15 protein-coding genes are annotated in these 18,763 nt (G+C 67.7%); 4 read left to right on the top strand and 11 right to left on the bottom strand.

Annotated elements, in window-relative coordinates:
* Nucleotides 1-168 precede the first annotated feature (168 nt).
* From argE to ASF14_RS01055, 5 genes are all read right to left on the bottom strand, one after another.
* Nucleotides 169-1,338, bottom strand: a complete 1,170-nt coding sequence (argE, locus tag ASF14_RS01035; RefSeq protein WP_056430284.1) for an acetylornithine deacetylase — start codon at nucleotides 1,336-1,338, stop codon at nucleotides 169-171.
* A gap of 41 nt (nucleotides 1,339-1,379) precedes the next feature.
* The gene (locus ASF14_RS01040; protein ID WP_056430287.1) at nucleotides 1,380-5,612 is read right to left on the bottom strand and encodes a translocation/assembly module TamB domain-containing protein; all 4,233 of its coding nucleotides are present in this window, start codon (nucleotides 5,610-5,612) and stop codon (nucleotides 1,380-1,382) included.
* The gene (locus ASF14_RS01045) at nucleotides 5,612-7,825 is read right to left on the bottom strand and encodes a BamA/TamA family outer membrane protein (protein ID WP_236696880.1); all 2,214 of its coding nucleotides are present in this window, start codon (nucleotides 7,823-7,825) and stop codon (nucleotides 5,612-5,614) included. Before ASF14_RS01045 ends, ASF14_RS01040 begins: the two co-directional genes overlap by 1 nt.
* Before the next feature lie 99 nt (nucleotides 7,826-7,924).
* Nucleotides 7,925-8,350, bottom strand: coding sequence for a hypothetical protein (locus tag ASF14_RS01050; protein WP_056430289.1), 426 nt, complete (start codon nucleotides 8,348-8,350; stop codon nucleotides 7,925-7,927).
* Entirely contained in the window at nucleotides 8,347-9,108 is a 762-nt protein-coding gene (locus ASF14_RS01055; RefSeq protein WP_056430292.1) for a prepilin peptidase, read from the bottom strand. Before ASF14_RS01055 ends, ASF14_RS01050 begins: the two co-directional genes overlap by 4 nt.
* Before the next feature lie 213 nt (nucleotides 9,109-9,321).
* On the opposite strand from ASF14_RS01055, the gene ASF14_RS01060 reads away from it, so the two are divergent.
* Nucleotides 9,322-10,503 (top strand): acetyl-CoA C-acyltransferase, encoded by a 1,182-nt coding sequence (locus tag ASF14_RS01060; protein WP_056430294.1) that lies wholly within the window; start codon nucleotides 9,322-9,324, stop codon nucleotides 10,501-10,503.
* Nucleotides 10,504-10,670: 167 nt separating this feature from the next.
* On the opposite strand, the gene ASF14_RS01065 is transcribed toward ASF14_RS01060, so the two are convergent.
* Nucleotides 10,671-11,186 (bottom strand): SH3 domain-containing protein, encoded by a 516-nt coding sequence (locus ASF14_RS01065; protein WP_082442039.1) that lies wholly within the window; start codon nucleotides 11,184-11,186, stop codon nucleotides 10,671-10,673.
* Between the two features lie 123 nt (nucleotides 11,187-11,309).
* Here ASF14_RS01065 and ASF14_RS01070 point away from each other — a divergent pair, with 123 nt between their 5' ends.
* Nucleotides 11,310-12,308: a 2-hydroxyacid dehydrogenase gene (locus tag ASF14_RS01070; RefSeq protein ID WP_056431302.1), complete on the top strand. Its 999-nt coding sequence runs from the start codon at nucleotides 11,310-11,312 to the stop codon at nucleotides 12,306-12,308.
* A gap of 67 nt (nucleotides 12,309-12,375) precedes the next feature.
* Here the strand turns inward: ASF14_RS01070 and ASF14_RS01075 are convergent, their stop codons facing one another.
* Complete coding sequence (locus tag ASF14_RS01075; protein ID WP_056430298.1) at nucleotides 12,376-12,738, bottom strand: hypothetical protein; 363 nt, start codon at nucleotides 12,736-12,738, stop codon at nucleotides 12,376-12,378.
* Between the two features lie 162 nt (nucleotides 12,739-12,900).
* On the opposite strand from ASF14_RS01075, the gene ASF14_RS01080 reads away from it, so the two are divergent.
* Nucleotides 12,901-13,092, top strand: coding sequence for a hypothetical protein (locus tag ASF14_RS01080; protein ID WP_042486195.1), 192 nt, complete (start codon nucleotides 12,901-12,903; stop codon nucleotides 13,090-13,092).
* A gap of 1 nt (nucleotide 13,093) precedes the next feature.
* Here the strand turns inward: ASF14_RS01080 and ASF14_RS01085 are convergent, their stop codons facing one another.
* From ASF14_RS01085 to ASF14_RS01100, 4 genes are all read right to left on the bottom strand, one after another.
* A complete protein-coding gene (locus ASF14_RS01085; RefSeq protein WP_082442007.1) occupies nucleotides 13,094-13,579 on the bottom strand; it encodes a hypothetical protein in 486 nt (161 codons plus the stop codon).
* 6 nt (nucleotides 13,580-13,585) lie between these two features.
* The gene (locus ASF14_RS01090) at nucleotides 13,586-14,989 is read right to left on the bottom strand and encodes an NAD(P)H-dependent flavin oxidoreductase (RefSeq protein WP_056430300.1); all 1,404 of its coding nucleotides are present in this window, start codon (nucleotides 14,987-14,989) and stop codon (nucleotides 13,586-13,588) included.
* Between the two features lie 101 nt (nucleotides 14,990-15,090).
* Entirely contained in the window at nucleotides 15,091-16,227 is a 1,137-nt protein-coding gene (locus tag ASF14_RS01095) for a glycosyltransferase family 4 protein (RefSeq protein ID WP_056430303.1), read from the bottom strand.
* A 197-nt stretch (nucleotides 16,228-16,424) separates the two neighbouring features.
* Entirely contained in the window at nucleotides 16,425-17,285 is an 861-nt protein-coding gene (locus ASF14_RS01100; RefSeq protein ID WP_056430306.1) for an alpha/beta fold hydrolase, read from the bottom strand.
* A gap of 37 nt (nucleotides 17,286-17,322) precedes the next feature.
* On the opposite strand from ASF14_RS01100, the gene ASF14_RS01105 reads away from it, so the two are divergent.
* Nucleotides 17,323-18,699: a protein adenylyltransferase SelO family protein gene (locus ASF14_RS01105; protein WP_056430309.1), complete on the top strand. Its 1,377-nt coding sequence runs from the start codon at nucleotides 17,323-17,325 to the stop codon at nucleotides 18,697-18,699.
* Nucleotides 18,700-18,763: the final 64 nt, after the last annotated feature.

Raw genomic sequence — 18,763 nt, forward strand, 5'->3', positions numbered from 1 at the left:
AGGGTGCTTTCGAGGGAGAAAACCCATGCTGAAGTTCATTCTGGCGCTGATTCACGGCGAGACGATGCGTCCTTGGTAATCCAAGTTAAGTCATGGGGCGATCGCGGCGGAGTTAACGCCGTCGATCGCCTCATGATTTTTGACTAACCCAAGTAATGATCGCGTCCGTTAACGGATCAGATCATCTGCCAGCCGCAGCATGAACGCGGCACCGCGTTCCATCTGTTGCACCTCGATATATTCGTCCGGTTGATGCGCTTGTGCGATCGAGCCCGGACCGCAGATCACGGTCGAGAAACCCGCCCCCTGAAACTGCCCGGCCTCCGCCGCATAGGGCACCGCCCGCGCTGGGCCGTTATCGCCCGCCCAGCGCCGCGCCAGTTGCTCCGCAAGACCATCTGGCTCGGGCGCGAAGGAGGGGGTGCGTGACCGTCGTTCGACCCGGACCCCGGCTTCGGGGAAGCGGGCGCGCAGTTCCGCATCCGCCGCCTCGCACGCCGCGAAGAAGGGCGCCAGGATCGCCTCCGGCTCCTGCCCCGGCAGGGTGCGCAAGTCGAAGGCGAAGCGGCACTCGCGCGCCAGGATGTTGACCGCCGTACCGCCGTTCATCTGGCCGATGGTCAGAGTGGCGTGATGCGGGCAGAAGGGCCCATGCGGATCGCCCTCCCCCGCCAGCCGGTCGGCGAGATCGGCCAGTTGCTGCATCAACCGCACCGCCACCATGTTGGCCGAGGCGCCTAGATGGATCAGGCTGGAATGCGCCTCATGCCCCGTGACCGTGACGTTCCAGGTCGCGATCCCCTTATGCCCGCTGACCACCACCATCTCGGTCGGCTCGCCCACCACCACGGCGGCGGGTGACGGCAGCTCGCGCGCAATCTCGGCGATCATCGACGGCGCGCCCAGGCACCCCACTTCCTCGTCATAGGAAATGGCCAGATGCAGCGGCCGCGTCATGCCGCCCCGCGCGACATGCGGCGCCAAGGCCAGCGACAGCGCCAGAAACCCCTTCATGTCGCAGGTCCCCCGCCCCAACAGCCGGTCGCCACGCCGGGTCAACCGCCAGGGATCACTGGTCCAGGGCTGGCCGTCGACCGGCACCACGTCGCTATGCCCCGACAGGACGACGCCGCCGGGCTCCATCGGGCCGACCGTGGCGTAGAGATTGGCCTTGCCGCCATCGGTGTTGAACACCCGCCGCCCGGTGACGCCGATTCCACCCAGATGCCGCTCGACATAGTCGATCAGCGCCAGGTTCGATTCGCGCGACGTGGTGTCGATCGCGATCAGGTCGGCCAGGATGGCGGTAGCTTCGGCGGCAAGATGCTCGGGGGTCATGCGAGCATCCTGCCGGATGTTACAGTTCTGCGAAACCCCGCTTAGAAATCCCGCGAGTAGCGCAGGCTCGCCGCCGATCCGCCGAACGAACCGGTCTGGGTCAGCAGGCTGAGCGTGCGGGTCAGCGCGATCTGCAACTGGGTGGCGGTGAAGCCGCGCGCGTCGGTGACGATCTCCACATAGATATTGTCGGTGATGTATTTGCCCGCCGCCAGGCTGGTGCCCCGGCCGGTCGCCTCGTCGGCACCCAGCACGCGCAGCCGGTCGAACCCGGTCGCCGAGCGCAGCTTGCCCAGCGGGTTCAGCCCGCCGCCGCCCGACCCGCGCAGCGAATTGAGCGCGGCGGCCAGCTGGATCGCCTCGGTCGCGGACAGGTTCTCGGGGTTGGTCCCGAACAGCAACCGGCTGAGCACCTCATCCTGTGGCAGGGTCGGCGTCGAGGTGAAGCTGATCTGCGGACGCTGGCCGGTGCCGGTAACGTTAATGACCGCGGTGATGCCGTCGGTCGTCGTCGTCGCCTGGATGTTGATGTCCGGATCGGTCAGCGCGCCGCCACGGAAGCGGATCGTGCCGCGATTCACCTCGAACCGCTTGCCGGCAAAGCTGTAGGTGCCGCGTACCAGGTCGAGCCCGCCATTGATCGTCGGCGCCGCACTGGTGCCGCCGATGCGCAGGTCCATCTCCCATTCGGACTCCAGCCCCATGCCGGAGACGAACAGCTGGTTGTCCGCCCGCACCCGCAGGTCGAGGCGGAACAGCCCCGGCGGTGCGGCGGGCGCGGGCCGGTCGGTCGGACGCGGCGTCCGAATCTCGCTGCGACGGCGCACGCCGGTCAGCTCGGGCACCTCGGCCTGACCCTGGCGGATGATCTGATAGCGCGCATTGGGCACCGTCAGGTCGCCCCGGATCAGCCCGCCGTCGCGGTCATGGGTCAGGCGGATCGTGCCGCTGGTCGTCGCGGCCAGCGCATCGCTGTCGGCCAGCCGCGCATTGTTGAGCTGCGCGCGGATGTCGACGGGATAGCCGCTGTCCGCCGCAAGGCCGATCGAGCCCTGCGCCTGGATCGTCCCCTCGCCCGCCTTGGCCTGCAACCGGGTGATCTCCAGCCGGTCGTTGTTGAAGCGGCCCGCCAGCTGCATGTTGGTCAGGCGGGTGCCGTATGCCTCATTGTCATAGGTCAGGTTGTCGGCGCGGATCAGGCCGTTGAGCTGCGGCGACGATACGCGCCCGCCGAAATCGGCGGCGACCGCGATCGGGCCGCTCAACTGCTGGTTGGGAAGCGCCGCAAAGGAGAACAGCACCGCCGAGGGACCGTTATAGCGGATGCCACCCGACAGGGGCGCCTGCATCAGCCGGTTGACCCAGCCGCCATTCCCCGGCGGCAGCGGACGCAGGTTCGCGACCATACGGCCGACCACCATCTGCCCGCGCCGGATCAGCGCGCGCGCCTCGCCGCCATCGGGGACCAGACGACCCGCGAACACGATGTCCACCGACTCCGACACGGCGGCGAGACCGGTGCGCCGGAAATTGGCGACGGTCAGCCGCGCCTCGGCGGCGGGGAAGCTGGCGTCGCGCGCCTGCGCAAAGTCCAACGCGCCGCTCGCCTCGCCCGAAATGCCCAGATTGGGGACGAAGGCATCGAGGATCGACAGTTGCAGCTTGTCCAGCCGCGCCTGCGCCTTCAGGCCATTGCCATAGGACCCCGCGACCAGCACCGACCCGCGCCCGAAGTCGATCCGGGTCGGCGTCACCTGCCACTCGCCCTTCACATTCTGGATGCGCGCGGGGTTGGCGGTGCGGAAATTGATGCCGTTGGCCTGCCCCTTGGCCGCGACCAGATAGTTGTTCGGCGCAAGTTGCGCATTGAGCGCGATATTGAACGGAATGCTCGACGATCCGGTCAGCACCGCCTGCGCGGTGCCGCGCCCGCCGGTATAATTGACCTTCGCCCGCGCCGACTGGATCACCACCTCGCCATAGCGGGTGTCGGCCAGTTGCGCGTCGGCGACGATCTGCGGCGCGCCCGGCAGCATGACCACGCTGGCGTTGACGATGGCGCGACCGATGGTGAAGTCGACCATGCCGGGCACACGGGCATTATAGGCCCGTGCGGCGATATCGGCCCGCTGGTTGCCGCCCTGATCGGACAGCTGGGCGCGGCCGTTAATCCCCTGCCCGGCAAATTGCAGCGTCCCCGCAAATGGCCCCGCCGCCGTCTGCACCAGCCGCCCGGTCGTGTTGATCCCGGCAAAGACCAGGCTGCGAATGTCGACCGCCAGCTGCCGCCCGGTGCTGACCAGCACATTGGCGGTGAAGGGACCGTAATTGGTGTCACCGCTGGCATTAACGGCATAGGCGCCGTTCTGCCCCACGACCCGCGCCTGGAGATTGGCCAGGCCGACCCCGACGCCCGGCCTGGCCGCGCGCAGCACGATCACCGGATTGGTCTGCGATCCCGTCACCCGTGCGGTGATCGGGCCGTACTGGTTGGAATAGGCATCCGCCTCGACCGCCAGCGCGCCGTTGGCGGGATTGTAGCGCCCGCTGCCCCGCATCACGCGGAATTGCGGCGCGGCCAGCCTCAGGCCACTGAAGGTCACGATGCCTTGCGGGCTATACTCGACATCGGCGCGAACGATCGCATTGCCGCCCAGGAAGTTGCGCGCGCCCTCGTTGAATATCTGCGAGGTGCGGGCGACCACCCGGCCCTTCATCCCGAAGCCGCCCGGTGTCGCCACCAGATTGGCGTCGGTCGTCAGGTTGATGATGCCGATGCTCTCGACCCGGTAATTGTTGACCCGGCCCTTCAGCGCGCCGGTGTAGCGGCCGGTATTGAGATTCGCGACGACCACCGCGGTCGCATCGATATTGTCCGACCGGATGCGCAGATTGTCCGACAGGATATTGGGCATGGCGATCGCGAAATCGCCCTGGATCGCGACATTGGTGGTCAACCCGCCGACAGCGGCGTTCAGCCCCGCGATCCGCTTCGCCCGCGCCTTGACCGGCACCAGGATGCGGTCGGCATTTACCTTCGCCAGACCCTCGGCATAGAGATTTTGGACCGAGGTTTCGCCGAACCCGAGCGCGGCGGCGCGCAGCTTATAGTCGACCGTGGGCGTCGCAAACGCCCCGTTCAGCACCACGCGCGCCAGCACGTCGCGGCCCGTCAGATTGGGCGCGATGGCGCCGGGCGTCAGCAGCTTGGCATCGACCGCGAAATTGCCGAACTGGCTCTTGGCCAGATCGATCAGCCCGCCCGCATCGACCAGCAGCGCCGAGGAACGCAGCTTCATCCGCGTGTCCGCCCGCCGCTCGTTCAGCGTGGTGTCGATCGCGACCTGGAGCGCAGGCGCGGTCAGCCGCTCGACCGGGCCTTCGAGGTACAGGCCGGGGCGGGTCACGCCCCGAACCTCGATATGACCATCGCGCGCCGTGGCGTTCAGATTGGCCAGCTCGCCGCCGCCCAGCGTCGCGATGGCACGCCCCTGCCAGGCTTTCCACCCGCCGCGTCCGTCGACGGTCACGGTCATCGGCGCCTTCAGCCCCGCCATCGAGGCGACGACGCCGCCGGTCGGCGCGGTCAGCTTGACGTCCACCGCCAGCCGGTCGGCATCGGGCACCGCATCGAGGACCAGGCGGAGCCGGTCGCCGCCCGCGATACCGGGCCCGCGCAGCGCATCCGCGCTCGCCGTGACCTGCGCACGGCGGTCGGCGATATGCACCTTGCCGTCGATCGCCAGGATGTGACGCTGCCCCGTCACCGGCGCACCGATCACGAAGCGCTTGATGGCCAGACGGTTCACATCGATGTCGAGATCGGGGAGCAGCGGCGCGTTGGGATCGCTGGGCGTCGGCTTCAGCTCGGGCCGCCTCGCCAGCGTGACGAGGTCCGCGGTCAGCGACCGGACATCGACATGGTTCTTGGTATAGGCAAAGGGCCGCCAGTCGACCGCGAGGCGCGGGCTCGACAGGAACACGCCCTTGGGGTCGCTGACCCGCAGGTCGACCAGGTTCATCCGGCCATAGAGCGAACCCTCGATCCGCCCGACCTTGATGTTCAGGCCCGAGGCGGTGGTATAGCCGCCCAGCTGGTCCGCGACGAAGCGGCGGCCGGGATCGGTGTTGATGCCCAGCAGGATCGCCCCGACCAGCAGGATCAGCCCCAGGATCGCGATGCCGATCCATTTGAGCACGCGCTGCCACAAGGGGCGACGGACGATGACCGTCTCGTTGACGGGTTCGGCGGCCATGGTCTGTTCGTCCGCCATCAGAAGGCCTGCCCGATCGAGATGTACAGGGCGACCTTGCCGTCACCCGGTCGCGGGTTCAGCGGCGTCGCCACGTCGACGCGCAGCGGCCCGAAATTGGTGTAGAAGCGCCCGCCGATGCCCGCGCCGAAGCGCAGGTCCTTGCCGGTCGGCAGCGTGCTTTCATAGCTGTTGCCCGCATCGATGAAGGGCACGATGCCGAAATTGCCGAAGCGATAGCGCGCCTCCAGCGCGAACTCGTTCAGGCTGCGTCCGCCGACCGGATTACCCTGCGGATCGAGCGGCCCCAGCCGCTGAAAGCCGTACCCGCGCACCGACCCGCCGCCGCCGCCATAATAGCGCCGCGACGGGGCGAGGTCATCGCGGTCGATCCCGAAGATCGCGCCCGCCCGCGCCCGACCCGCAATCACCAGGCTGTCGTTGAAGGGATAATAGAAGGTCCCCTCGATCATGGTCCGCGCATAGGGCCGCACCGCCCCGCGTACCGAGGTTTCGGGGCTGAGGTTCAGTTTCAGGCGATAGCCGCGCGTCGGATTGAGCAGATCGTTGGACTGGTCGAACACCACCTGCCCGGGGATCGCCGCGATACCGAAGGTCGCGCGCCGCCGGTCGCCGAGCGCGAAGTCGTAGACGCTTTCGTTGGTGCCGGTCAGCTCGCCGCCAAAGGCATAGGTGAATTTCTTCTGCCAGATCGGCGTCGAGTCATAGCTCCAACGGAAGGCGACCGTGCCGATGAACGCATCGAACGCATCGTAATTCTGGTGGCTCGCCGAGGCAATGACCTGGAAGGTCCGGTCACGCCGCCCGGCATTGGAACGGCGGAAGGTGCCGCTCAAGCCCTGTTCCTGCGTACCCGCGATGACCGAGGCGATGATCGCACCCTCGGGCGGGAAGGCGTTGCGGTTGGTGAAGCTGCCCTGCAACCGCACGCCCTGGCCGGTCGAATAGCCGCCCTCCCCCGACAGGGTACGGCTCGGCCCCTTGGTCTGCGTGACCTGAAGATCGATCTGCTCGGTACCGTCGGGATTCATCCGGCCGGTCCGCTTCGGCTCGACCGCGACGCCGTTGAACAGGCCGGTGGCGACCAGCGCGTTGCGCAAATCGTCGGTCAGCCGCGAGTCGTACAGCTGCCCCTCGTCGAAGCGCGGGAAGACGTTCAGGTGATTCAGGTCGAAGACCGTATCGCCCACCGTCGTCAGCTTGCCGAAGGACGAACGCGGCCCGGTATCGACCGGCAGCGTATAGGCGCCGACCGGCTCCGGCCCCTGATCCTCCAGCAGGATGTCGCGCTGTCCCACCTTGACGAAGGGATAGCCGCGCTGGGGCAGGACCAGGCTGACATTGGCCTCCGCCCCCTCGATCCGCGCCGCCTCGATCGCGTCGCCGACCTTCAGCGGCAGGTTGGAGCGGATCAGGTCGGTCGGCACGGTCGGTTGCGCGTTCACCGTGATCGACGACAGGCGATAGAGCCGCCCCGGCGTCGCAGTCAGCACGACCTTCAGGCGCCCGGTCTCGCCGTCCTCCGCCCCTTCGCGCTGAAGCGTCGATATGGCGGTGGCGTCGTAATAGCCCAGCGACTTCATCAGCCGGATCGCCAGCTGCTCGTCCTCGCGCGCCCGCGCCGAGACCTGGGTCGCGTTCGCCGCCTTGCCCTTGCCCTCGCGCAGCGCCGACAGCCCCTTGAACTCGTCGTCCAGCTTCAGCTCGGCGAGCCCGCGCACCTCCATGTCATAACGGATATCGGGCGCGCGCTGGCCCTTGGCATCGGCCATGGTGTCGAGCGGCGTCGTGTCGAAGCCGCTCAACGGGGTCAGCGGCTGGGCGAGTTGCGGGTCTTCGGGCGCGATGGCGCCGATCGTCTCGCCGGTCGCCAGCGGCTGGTTCGTCTGCGCGCTCGGCAGCGGCGGCGCGGTCTGCGGGGAAGGAATAGCCTGCGCTGGGAGCTGGTCCTTCGCCATGGCCGACATGGGCTCCAGCGGTGCGTTGATGTCGCCGCTCAGCGGGGGCAGCGCGGCGTTGAACTGCGCATCGGGGACGATCGGGGCATTGCCCTGCGGGTCGGCGCTACCCTCGCGCTGGTCCTGCGGCAGGCTCGGTCCTTGTGCGGGGGCGGTGCCGGGTTTGGACAGCTGTGCCGATACCGGGGAGGAAAAAAGGGTGGGAGCGATCAGCGCGAACGCAAGCCAGGTGTGTCTGCCGATCCGTTCCGCCACGCCGTCAAAAGCCCCTTTCCGACAGGGCTCTTCCGCAATTCGGAATGATCCCCCACCGCACCATAACGCCGACAGAAGCCCTGAAGTTCCCTCGGGTGATCACCGCTCGGCAGGCGCACACCCGACCAGACCGCCGACGGGCACGATGATTTCATCCTGATTTCGACGCGTTAGGCGAATACTGGCATCGGAGACGATCGCCCCATCCTGCAAGGTTTCGCGCTGGGTGATCGTCATGTCGAGTGTCGCGGTGGCGCCCGCCCCGGCATAACGGGTCGTGCTCGCCAGCCCCAGCGTCGCGCCGCCCCCGGCCTCGGCTGCGGTCAGGTCGGTCGGCTTGCCGTCCAGCATGATGCGCAGCCGACCCGGCTCGACCATGGCAACGAAACGCTGGTCCTGCACCGCCCAGAGATAGGCCGCGCAGCCGCGCTGGGGCAGAGCCTGTTTGGGCAGGGCATCCAGAACCGGGGGCGCGGGCACGGTCGGGGTCGCCTGTGCCAAAGCGAGGATCGACAGAAGCATCATGCGGCCATTCCTATCATCAACACCCAGGCCGGGTAAGCCGCCAGGGCCAGCAGCGATCCCAGCGGCACCATGTCCTGCCCGCTCGCCCGCTGCCCCAGCAGATGCCGCATGGCGACGAAGCCCAGCCCGATGACGCATGCCGCCAGCAATACGCCCGGCAGCATCCGCCAGCCCAGCCACAGCCCGATCGCGCCCAGCAGCTTGGGGTCGCCGCCCCCCATCCCCTCACGCCCACGCCAGCGGCGATAACCCTCGGCAATCGCCCAGAGCGCGCCGAAGCCGACCACTCCGCCGATGATCCGCTCGACCAGCAACGGTGCATGGCCGAGCACCCCGGTCAGCACCCCCGCCCCCGCCAGCCACACGGTCAACCGGTCGGGCAGCCAGAAGGCCAGCGCATCCAACGCGCCCAGCGCCAGCAGAGTCCAGCCGAACAGCGCCCCCGTCCAGCCATCCGGCCCCGCGACCCAGCCCGCCGATACGCCGATCAGCGCGGCGATGACCTCGATCCGCCAGTGCACCGGATCGATCGGCTGGCGGCACCGCGCGCACCGTCCGCGCAGCGCGACGAAGCTGACAACCGGGACCAGCTCCCATGCCCGAAGCGTCTTGCCGCAATGGTCGCAGGCCGACCGCCCCGTCAGCACCGACCGCTCGTCTAGCCAGCGCAGCACCAGCGCCGCGACGAACGACCCGATAATCGCCCCCGCCACGCCATAGATCGCAGCCCATAAAGCCGATGCCGCCCCGAACGTCATCCCGATCCCTTATATCTCCCCTCCCCTTCAGGGGAGGGGCCGGGGGTGGGGCGCTTCCACGAACGCAACGCGCGTGGCGACGCCCCGCCCCAAACCCTCCCCCGAAGAGGAGGGGCTTCCATGGCCCCCTAACCCCTTTGCGCGCCCCGGGCAAAAGGCGTAAGGCGCGCGCCAAACAACGACATCAAAACAGACCTAATCGGAGAGTATGCCATGACGGATCCCATCGTCATCCTGTCCTATGCCCGCACCCCCATGGGCTCGTTCCAGGGCAGCCTGTCGGGCCTGTCCGCAACCCAGCTGGGTGCCGCCGCCGTCAAGGGTGCGGTCGAGCGCGCGGGCGTGGACGCCGCGCTTGTCGAGCGTATCCATATGGGCTGCGTCCTCCCCGCCGGGCTGGGCCAGGCGCCCGCGCGCCAGGCGGCGATCTTTGCGGGCCTTGGCGAACATGTCGAGGCGACGACGGTCAACAAGATGTGCGGGTCGGGCATGCAGGCCGCGATCATGGCGGCGGAAGCACTGGCGGCGGGATCGGCCGACCTGATCGTCGCGGGCGGCATGGAGAGCATGACCAACGCGCCCTATCTCAGCCACAAGCATCGCGGCGGCGCGCGGATCGGGCACGACACGCTCTACGATCACATGTTCCTCGACGGGCTGGAGGACGCCTATGAGCGCGGTCGCCTGATGGGCCATTTCGCCGAGGAAGCCGCGCAGGAATATCAGTTCACGCGCGGCGCGCAGGACGATTTCGCCATCGCCTCGCTGGAACGCGCCAAGGCGGCGCAGGGCTCGGGCGCATTCGATCGCGAGATCGTGCCTGTCACGGTCAAGACCCGCAAGGGCGAGGAACGGATCACGCTCGACGAACAGCCCGCCAAGGGCGACCCCGCCAAGATTCCGACGCTGAAGCCCGCCTTCTCCAAGGACGGCACGATCACGGCGGCGAACGCCTCGTCCATTTCGGACGGTGCGGCCGCGCTGGTGATGACGCGTCTAAGTGTCGCCGAGACGCTGGGCGTGACGCCGATCGCACGGGTCGTGGCGCAGGCCGGCCACGCCCATGCCCCCGCCCGCTTCACCACCGCCCCGGTCTTTGCCATGCGCAAGGCCCTGGAGCGTGCGGGCTGGGCGACCGGCGACGCCGACCTCTACGAAGTCAACGAGGCGTTCGCGGCGGTGGCGATGATCGCGATGCGGGACATGGACCTGTCGCACGACCGGCTGAACGTCCATGGCGGCGCCTGTGCGCTGGGCCATCCGATCGGCGCCAGCGGCGCGCGGGTGCTGGCGACCCTGTTGTCGGCGCTGGAGACGAAGGGCGCCAAGCGCGGTGTCGCGTCGCTCTGCATCGGCGGCGGCGAAGCCACCGCGATGGCGGTGGAGTTGATGTAAGTTCCCCTTCTTTCTCCACTCCCGCAGGCCGGAGGGCATCCTTCTTCTTACTCCCCTCCCGCAGGCGGGAGGGGTCGGGGGAGGGCACGGAGTCTCACCGAGACCATCGCCTGCGGCCGTCCCCTCCCCCATCCCCTCCCGCCTGCGGGAGGGGCGTGCCAAGTGCCTTACGGTAGAACCTCACCCGGCTCGACACCCCAGATCGAGCCCACCGGCACGAACCCGGCCTGCCCCTTCACGTCGAACCGGCACCAGCCGCCGTTACACTCGCTGATCCGCCCGACCACGCCGGGAGCCGCGCGCCACAATGTCTTGGCGCCCTCATCCGGGGCCGAGCGCATCGGCAGCGGCTCGGTGCCGCGCACGATGGCGGTGCGCGTGTTGCGCAGCAGGACGGCCAGCATCCAGCCCTCCGTGCCGTCCGGGTCCTGGACCTTGCGCCATTCCTTGAACACGGCGACGACCTTCACGGGCAGGTCGGCGCGGCGGTAATTCCAGCTGGCGGGATAGGTACGCGCCGGGCCGGTCCGCATCCGCGCCACCGATGCGCCGATCGACCCATAATAGGGCAATGCCCGCTTCTCGGTCGCGGCCTTCGCCACCGGGGCAAGTGGCCCCACCGCCAGCATTCCGCTCGCCAGCGTCGCCGCCAAAACAGCCAGCCCGGCCATGGACCTGCGCATCATCCGTACCTTTACTTGCTCGCCTGCGCGTTGCTCTACGCCGAGCCGGGGGGCCGCTTCAACCATGTTCGGGCGCGCGATCGCCGGTTGACGGACCCGCAGGCTTGCCGCAATCCGATGGTCATGGTCGATCCACGCCGCTGCCTGAACCCCAGGGTGGTCGTCACCCGCGAACTGCCCGATCCCGTGATGGAGCGGATGGCCGCGCTGTTCGAGACACAGCTCAACCAGAGCGACGAAAAGCTCAGCCGCGAGCAACTGGCCGCCGCCATGGCCGATTGCGACGTGCTGGTCCCGACCGTCACCGATCCGATCGATGCCGACCTGATCGCGAATGCCGGACCGCGCCTGAAGCTGATCGCCAATTTCGGCGCGGGCGTGAACCATATCGACCTGAAGGCGGCGCGGGCGCGCGGCATCATCGTCACCAACACGCCCGGCGTGCTGACCGAGGACACCGCCGACATGACGATGGCGCTGATCCTGTCGGTGCCGCGCCGCCTGCCCGAAGGGGAAAAGCTGGTCCGTTCGGGCGCGTGGAAAGGCTGGAGCCCCGGTGGGATGCTGGGCCACCGGATCGGCGGCAAGGCGCTGGGCATCGTCGGCATGGGGCGGATCGGCCAGGCGGTCGCACGGCGTGCCCGCGCCTTCGGCCTGTCGATCCATTACCACAACCGCCGCCGCCTGCCCGCCAGCGTGGAGCAGGAATTGGGCGCGACCTGGCACGACGATCTCGATGCGATGCTGGGCGCGGTCGACATCGTGTCGATCCATACGCCGCTCAACGCCGACAGCCACGACCTGATCGATCGCCGCCGCATCGCGCTGATGCGTGCCCACGTCTATCTCATCAACGCCAGTCGCGGCGGGATCGTCGACGAGGACGCGCTGGTCGAGGCGCTGGAAAAGGGGCAACTGGCCGGGGCCGGGCTGGACGTGTGGCGCCACGAACCCGAGATCGACCCGCGCCTGCTCGCCCTCCCCAATGTCGTGCTGACCCCGCATATGGGCTCGGCTACATTGGAGGGCCGCATCGCCTCGGCCGAAAAGGTCATCGCCAATATCCGCAGCTGGGCCGATGGCCACCGCCCGCCGGATCAGGTGCTGGAGGGGTGGCTATAGACGCGATCAGCACTGTTTTCTCTCTCCCCTCAAAAGGGGAAAGGGATGAGAGCATTGCTGACTGGGATTATTCGGCGGCCTGCACGACGAAGGTGAACCATGCGCTGTCGGCGTGATCGTAAAGCTGGACGACCTGATCCTCGATCCGGCAGGTGAAGTGGCCCGAGCTGCTGCGGTCGAAGCCCTTCGTCTCGCCATCGGCGATTTCCATATAGATCGCAGCCCCCGTTCCGGTTTCACGCAGTTCGGGAAGCGTGCCGCCGAACTTCACGTTCCGGTCGCCGTCCAGCCCCTGCAGATGCTCGCCCCGAGCCTCCGCCGCGATGCGGCGGTGCCGGTCCTGCGCCTGGTCATAAAGACCGGCCACCTTCCTGCCGGTCACGAGCGCATGGGACGAAGCGGCGATGATCGCGCGGATATCTGGTTGCATGACGTGCGACTGACACAGCCTATGAACCGGATCAACCTTGCACTCGACGATGGTGACAGGCTGCCGAGAAGAGCCGCCCCTGATCCATGTCAAATTGTTGCAATGCGGAACCGTTGCCTCGAGATTGCATTCCCCTCCTGTCATTTAACGGGAGCTACCACCATGAAAAAGCTAGCAATTACCTTCACCTTGGCGGCCGCGGCGATGTCGATCTCGGCCTGCTCGACGCTGAAGGGCGCCGCCATCGGTGGTGCGGGCGGCGCAGGCGTGGCGGCGGCGACGGGCGGCAGTGTCGAGCGTGGCGCGGCGGTCGGCGGCACGGCGGGCGCGGTCGTCGGGACAGTCGCCGACTAATCTATCGTGCGGGAGCGGCGGCCTTCCCCGCCGCTTCTGCCATCAGCGCCCGGATACGCGGCGCATCCTTGGGCCGCCCGAAAAGGCGGAACAGTGCGAGCAATTCCTGCTGGTCGGGCACGAACAGGGGCCCATCGGATTTCATGATCCGCTGACGCGTGCGGGGTTCGACGCGCTGCCAGCATCCGGCGACGGCGACATCGAGACCGGCCATCACCTCGACCGGAACCGGTGCGGCCTGCCACCGCGCAAAGGCCGTCGAGCGAAACAGCGGATCAGGCGGCAAGAGGATCGGCACGATACCCAGCCGATCGAACACCGCATCGGCCAGCCCGGCCTCGATCAGCAGCTCGACATCGTCGACCGGACCGGCATCGATACCGTGCAACGTCAGCGCCGCGCTGCCGATGATCCACCAGCCATCGGGGAATGACGCCATCGCCCCTGCGACGCTGTGCAACGTCGCGCAGAGTTCCGGCGTCATCATGATGGATCAGTCCCCGGTCAGGATGCGGTCGACCAGCTGCTTCACGGTCGGCACGAACCCGTTCGAGTAGAAGGGATCGCGCTTAAAGTTATAGGCTGCGTGCCCGGCGAACATCAGATTCTGCTCGACATCCCCGCCATGCGCGATCTCCTGCAGCGTCTTCTGGATGCAGAAGCTGCGCGGGTCGGCCAGACGGCCGGTCGAATTGGTTTCGCTGTCCGCCCAGCTGGAGAACAGGCACTGCGACAGGCAGCCCATGCAGTCGGCCTGATCCTTGCGGATTTCCTTGGCCTCTTCCGGCGTCACGAACACCAGCGTGTTGTCGGGCGTCTTCAGCGCCATGGTGAAGCCCGCGCCGAACCATTCGCGCGCGCGCAGCAGGTCGCCCTTCGTCACCCAGAAATTCTTGCCCTTCACGCCCACATCGAGCTGGAAGACATGATCGCCCGCTTCCTGGGTCGAGAAAGCGATCTGGCGCTCCGAACGAGCCTCCAGGCTGCGCAGGAAGGGATTGCGCACCGCGCTGGAATAGAAGCCGGTCGGCGAGAAGCGGTGGAGCAGGACATCGCCCTGCTCGATCGTCATCAGACGCTGCTTCCACTCTTCGGGGATCGGGCTTTCCTGGGTCAGCAGGGGACGCGTACCGAACTGGAATGCGATCTTGCCCAGCTCGGGATTGTCGATCCAGTCGTTCCAGTCGCGAAGATACCAGACGCCGCCCGCCATCACGATCGGCACTTCGTCCGAAATACCGCCCTCGCGCATCGTGTCACGCAGCGCTTTCACGCGCGGATAGGGGTCCTGCGGCTGCAACGGGTCTTCGGCGTTGGACAGACCGTTATGGCCACCGGCGAGCCAGGGGTCTTCATAGACCACCGCCGCCAACCATTCCGACGCCTTGGAATAGGCGCGCTTCCACAAGGCGCGAAAGGCGCGGCCCGACGACACGATCGGCAGATAGCTGACCTGGTGATGCGCCGCGATCTCGGACAGCTTATAGGGCATGCCCGCACCGCAGGTGACGCCCGCGACCAGACCCTTGGTGCGCGCGAGCACGCCTTCCAACACCCGCTGCGCGCCGCCCATTTCCCACAGCACGTTGATATTGATCGCGCCCTTGCCACCGGCAATGTCCCAGGCGCGCTTCACCTGCTGGACCGCACCCTCGATGGCGTATTCGATCAGTTCCTCGTGCCGCTCGCGCCGGGTCAGCGCGCGGTAGATCTGGGGAATGATCTTGCCCTCGGCGTCATAGCTGTCCGCGTTCACCGCCGACACGGTGCCGACGCCGCCCGCCGCCGCCCAGGCACCGGCAGAAGCGTGATTGGTCGCAGCAACGCCCTTCCCGCCTTCGATCAGCGGCCAAACCTCGCGGCCGTTGTACAGGATGGGGCTTAGGCCTTTGAACACGTCTTCACCTTACTGGTCCGAAAGGGTTTCATATAGCGTGTTAGGATCGCTATGCGAGGGGAATTAACGGCACCCCTCCGTGCCGGGCTCCGCCACGACATTCAGCCAAGCGCGCCGGGCCGTCCGAGCACCTGTTCGTAGAGCGCCTTGTAGCGCGCGACCATTTGCGCCTGGTCGAACTCGGCACGCACCCGTGCCTGGTTGGCCGCCCCCGCCTGGGTCCGCAACTCGGGATGCGCGATCAGCGCCTGGATCACGTCGCGCAGGCGCACCTCATTGGGCGCGTCGGCGATGAACTGGCGATTGGGCTCGGACACCATCATCGGCACATCGCCCACCGGCAGCGAGGCGATGGGCAGGCCCGCCGCCATCCCCTCCAGCACCGCGATCGGTGCCTGTTCCGACAGCGAGGACAAGGCGACGATGTCGAAATGGCGGATGTAGTTGTACGGCCGCTCCAGGAAGCCCGGCATCACCAGCCGGTCGGCGATGCCCATGGCGGCGGCGGCCTGCATGATGTTCGCCCGCTCCGGCCCCTCGCCGACGATCACCAGCCGGAAACGGTTGGGTATGCCGCCCATCGCGCGGACCAGCATTGGCAGGTTCTTGACCGTCCGAAGTCCTGCCAGCGCGCCGACGACGATCTCCTTGGGCTGGCGGACGAAACCGGGAATGCCCTTGGGATCGGGATCGCGGGCATAGAGCCGGGTGTCGATGCCGTTGGGGATGCGATGCACGCGCTCGGCGGGCTGTTTCCAGGTCTGGCGCGCAATGCCCTCCAGGATATGGCTCGGCACCGCCAGCGCGTCCGCCGCCGACAGGGCGATGCGGCGATAGATGTTGCGCTCGATCTTGAGGCCCCGCGCCTCGTCGGCATTGAAACCGTCCTCGTGATGGACCAGCGGCGGCGCGCCCTTGGAATAGACGCGGCGTGCCATCACCCCGTCGATCGCACCCCAATTATACGTCAGCACCAGGTCGAAGCGGCGCATATAACCCGCAATCGCCTCGTACCGCTTGACCGAGGGCTTGCCGGTCAACGGCGGCGCATCCTGCGCGATCTCGTAGCGGATGCCCTTGGCGATGGCATCGCGCGCGCCCAGTTCGTCGGGCAGTCCCGAGACGATGGTATGCCTGGCGGCATCGCCGAAGGCGTTCATCAACGCGACCGCCCGCGCCTCCTTGCCGCCCAGCGAGAAGGAGGAGTGGAGATGCAGGATGTTCAGCGGACGGGCCATGCCCGCCGGATTAGCGGGCGGCGGGCCACATGAAAACCGCCCGCGCCATTTTCCTCCCCTGCAAGGGGAGGTGGCAGGCCGAAGGCCTGACGGAGGGGTGTCAAGGTTGGAGAGGTTAGGGATCGCTCGCGACCGGGGACACCCCTCCACCAGCTTCGCTGGTTCCCCTCCCCTTGCAGGGGAGGAATTTGCCGGTCTTACCCCGCCACCGTGTCGAGCAAGCGGCCAATCCCCGCCAGCGCCTCGGTCTCGGTCAGCAGCGGCGTGTGGCCGACGCCGGGCACCGTCACCAGTTCGGACGGCGACAGCCGGGCGACCATCCGCTCGGCGACACTGGCGCTCAGGATATCCGACCGCTCGCCGCGCACCACCAGCGTCGGCACGCCGTTCAGCGCATCGAGGGCGGCCCACATGTCCGGCCCGCCCTCGGTATTGGGCACGCGGAACGGCTCGGCGATCTTGAGGTCGTAATCGAGCACGATCCGCCCCGCGCTGGTCAGGCGGTGCGTGCGCTTGGCCATCGCCAGCCAGTCCTCGACGCCCCAGCCGGGATAGACGTCCTCGTTATTCTCCTGGACGCAGCGCGCGGCGTGCAGCCAGGTGGGAAAGCTCTGCCCCTTGCCGACATAGCCGCGGATACGCCCGAGCCCCGCCGCCTCGATCTCCGGCCCGATATCGTTCAGCACTGCGCCCGCCAGCCGCCCGCGCGCGGTCGCCGCCAGCACCATGGTAACGATCCCGCCCAGCGAGGTGCCGACCGCGATGAAGCGCCCGATGCCGAACTCGTCCAGCATCGCTTCGACGTCCTGCACATAGGTCAGCGGCACATAGCTCATCGGGTCCTTGGCATAGGCACTCTCGCCCCGCCCCCGGAAGCTGACCGCGATGACCCGCGCGCGGCCGTCCAGCGCCTCGGCCAACCCCTCGAAATCGCGGGCATTGCGGGTCAGGCCCGGCAAGCAGATGACCGGGGGCAGCGTATCGTCCCCCGGATAATCCCGTGCATGGAGCCGCAGGCCGTCCTTCGACCACCAATATCGATTCTCATGAGGGATCATGCTTGAAGGTCCTCCGGTGCCGCCTCCATATCGCGGCATGCCCGTATCCCCGCAAGCCTATCGCCCTTCGGCCGCCCTGACCGGGATCGCCGATTTCATCGCCGATCCCGTCACGCCCGCCGATTTCCCGCAGACGATCATCCGCTTCCGCAACGACCGGGCGGCGGCCGAGATCGGGTTGGAGACGCTGACCGATGCGGAATGGGCCGCGCATCTCGGCCGGTTCCAGCCCTTGCCCGGCACGCTGCCGGGGCCCTTCGCGATGCGCTATCACGGGCATCAGTTCCGCCATTACAACAGCGATCTGGGCGACGGGCGCGGCTTCACCTTCGCGCAGATGACGGCCCGCGATGGCCAGTTGCTCGAACTCGGCACCAAGGGGTCGGGGCAGACGCCGTACAGCCGCTCCGGCGATGGTCGCCTGACGCTGAAGGGCGGGGTCCGCGAAATCCTGGCGACCGAGATGCTGGAGGCGCTGAACGTCCCCACCTCGCGCACCTTGTCGATCATCGAGACGGGCGAGGCGCTGCACCGGGGCGACGAACCCTCCCCCACCCGCTCGGCGGTGATGGTGCGGATGAGCCATGGCCATATCCGGATCGGCAGTTTCCAGCGGCTGGCCTTCGAACGCGACGAAGCGGGAATGCGGCGGCTGGTCGCTTATGTCCTTCGCCACTTTTACGGCGAGGATTCGGACGATCCCGTCCGACTGCTGACCCTGGTGGCGCAGCGGACCGCGACGCTGGCGGCGCGCTATATGGCGGCGGGGTTCGTCCACGGCGTGCTCAATTCCGACAATATCAACGTGACCGGCGAGAGCTTCGACTATGGTCCCTGGCGGTTCGCCCCCACTTGGGACCCCGAGTTCACCGCCGCCTATTTCGACCATAGCGGCCTCTACGCGCTCGCCCGCCAGCCCGAGGCGATCCAGTGGGACGTGATGCAACTCGCCTCCAGCCTGCGCCTGATCGCCGAGAGCGATCCGCTGATCGCCGCGCTGGAAGGCTTTGCCACGACCTATCAGACAGAGATCGTGACCGCGATCCTCTGGCGGCTGGGGCTGACACCGCGCGGCGGCACCGAGGACCGCGCGCTTGTCCAGACTTTCGAGCGCGTGTTGCGGGACAGCCAGGCGAGCCTCGACCGTGTCTATTTCGATCTGTTCGGCGGACAGGTGCCGGATCATTACGACGAAAGCTGGAACGCGCTTCGCGACCTGATCGAGCCCTATGCCCCACGCCGCGCGCGCGACGATGCCTATTGGCAGGGCGAACCGGAATCGATGCTGATCGACGAGGTCGAGTCGATCTGGGGCCCCATCGCCGAGCATGACGACTGGACCTTGCTCCACGCCAAGGTCGCACGGGTGCGCGCTATGGGGCGGGCGCTTGCCGACCCGGTTGCGGCAGCCTAGCATCGCATCACAAGGGCCTGACTCCCCCTTCCCCTTCGGGGGAGGGGCCGGGGGTGGGGCGCCC

It is taken from the genome of Sphingomonas sp. Leaf257 (genome assembly GCF_001422185.1).
Classification (GTDB): Bacteria; Pseudomonadota; Alphaproteobacteria; order Sphingomonadales; family Sphingomonadaceae; genus Sphingomonas; species Sphingomonas yabuuchiae.

Excerpts from the sequence above, each read along its gene's own strand:
- argE (WP_056430284.1), bottom strand. The coding sequence starts at position 1,338 with ATGACCCCCGAGCATCTTGCCGCCGAAGCTACCGCCATCCTGGCCGAC.
- ASF14_RS01040 (WP_056430287.1), bottom strand. The coding sequence starts at position 5,612 with ATGGCGGACGAACAGACCATGGCCGCCGAACCCGTCAACGAGACGGTC.
- ASF14_RS01050 (WP_056430289.1), bottom strand. The coding sequence starts at position 8,350 with ATGATGCTTCTGTCGATCCTCGCTTTGGCACAGGCGACCCCGACCGTG.
- ASF14_RS01055 (WP_056430292.1), bottom strand. The coding sequence starts at position 9,108 with ATGACGTTCGGGGCGGCATCGGCTTTATGGGCTGCGATCTATGGCGTG.
- ASF14_RS01060 (WP_056430294.1), top strand. The coding sequence starts at position 9,322 with ATGACGGATCCCATCGTCATCCTGTCCTATGCCCGCACCCCCATGGGC.
- ASF14_RS01065 (WP_082442039.1), bottom strand. The coding sequence starts at position 11,186 with ATGCGCAGGTCCATGGCCGGGCTGGCTGTTTTGGCGGCGACGCTGGCG.
- ASF14_RS01070 (WP_056431302.1), top strand. The coding sequence starts at position 11,310 with ATGGTCGATCCACGCCGCTGCCTGAACCCCAGGGTGGTCGTCACCCGC.
- ASF14_RS01075 (WP_056430298.1), bottom strand. The coding sequence starts at position 12,738 with ATGCAACCAGATATCCGCGCGATCATCGCCGCTTCGTCCCATGCGCTC.
- ASF14_RS01080 (WP_042486195.1), top strand. The coding sequence starts at position 12,901 with ATGAAAAAGCTAGCAATTACCTTCACCTTGGCGGCCGCGGCGATGTCG.
- ASF14_RS01085 (WP_082442007.1), bottom strand. The coding sequence starts at position 13,579 with ATGATGACGCCGGAACTCTGCGCGACGTTGCACAGCGTCGCAGGGGCG.
- ASF14_RS01095 (WP_056430303.1), bottom strand. The coding sequence starts at position 16,227 with ATGGCCCGTCCGCTGAACATCCTGCATCTCCACTCCTCCTTCTCGCTG.
- ASF14_RS01100 (WP_056430306.1), bottom strand. The coding sequence starts at position 17,285 with ATGATCCCTCATGAGAATCGATATTGGTGGTCGAAGGACGGCCTGCGG.
- ASF14_RS01105 (WP_056430309.1), top strand. The coding sequence starts at position 17,323 with ATGCCCGTATCCCCGCAAGCCTATCGCCCTTCGGCCGCCCTGACCGGG.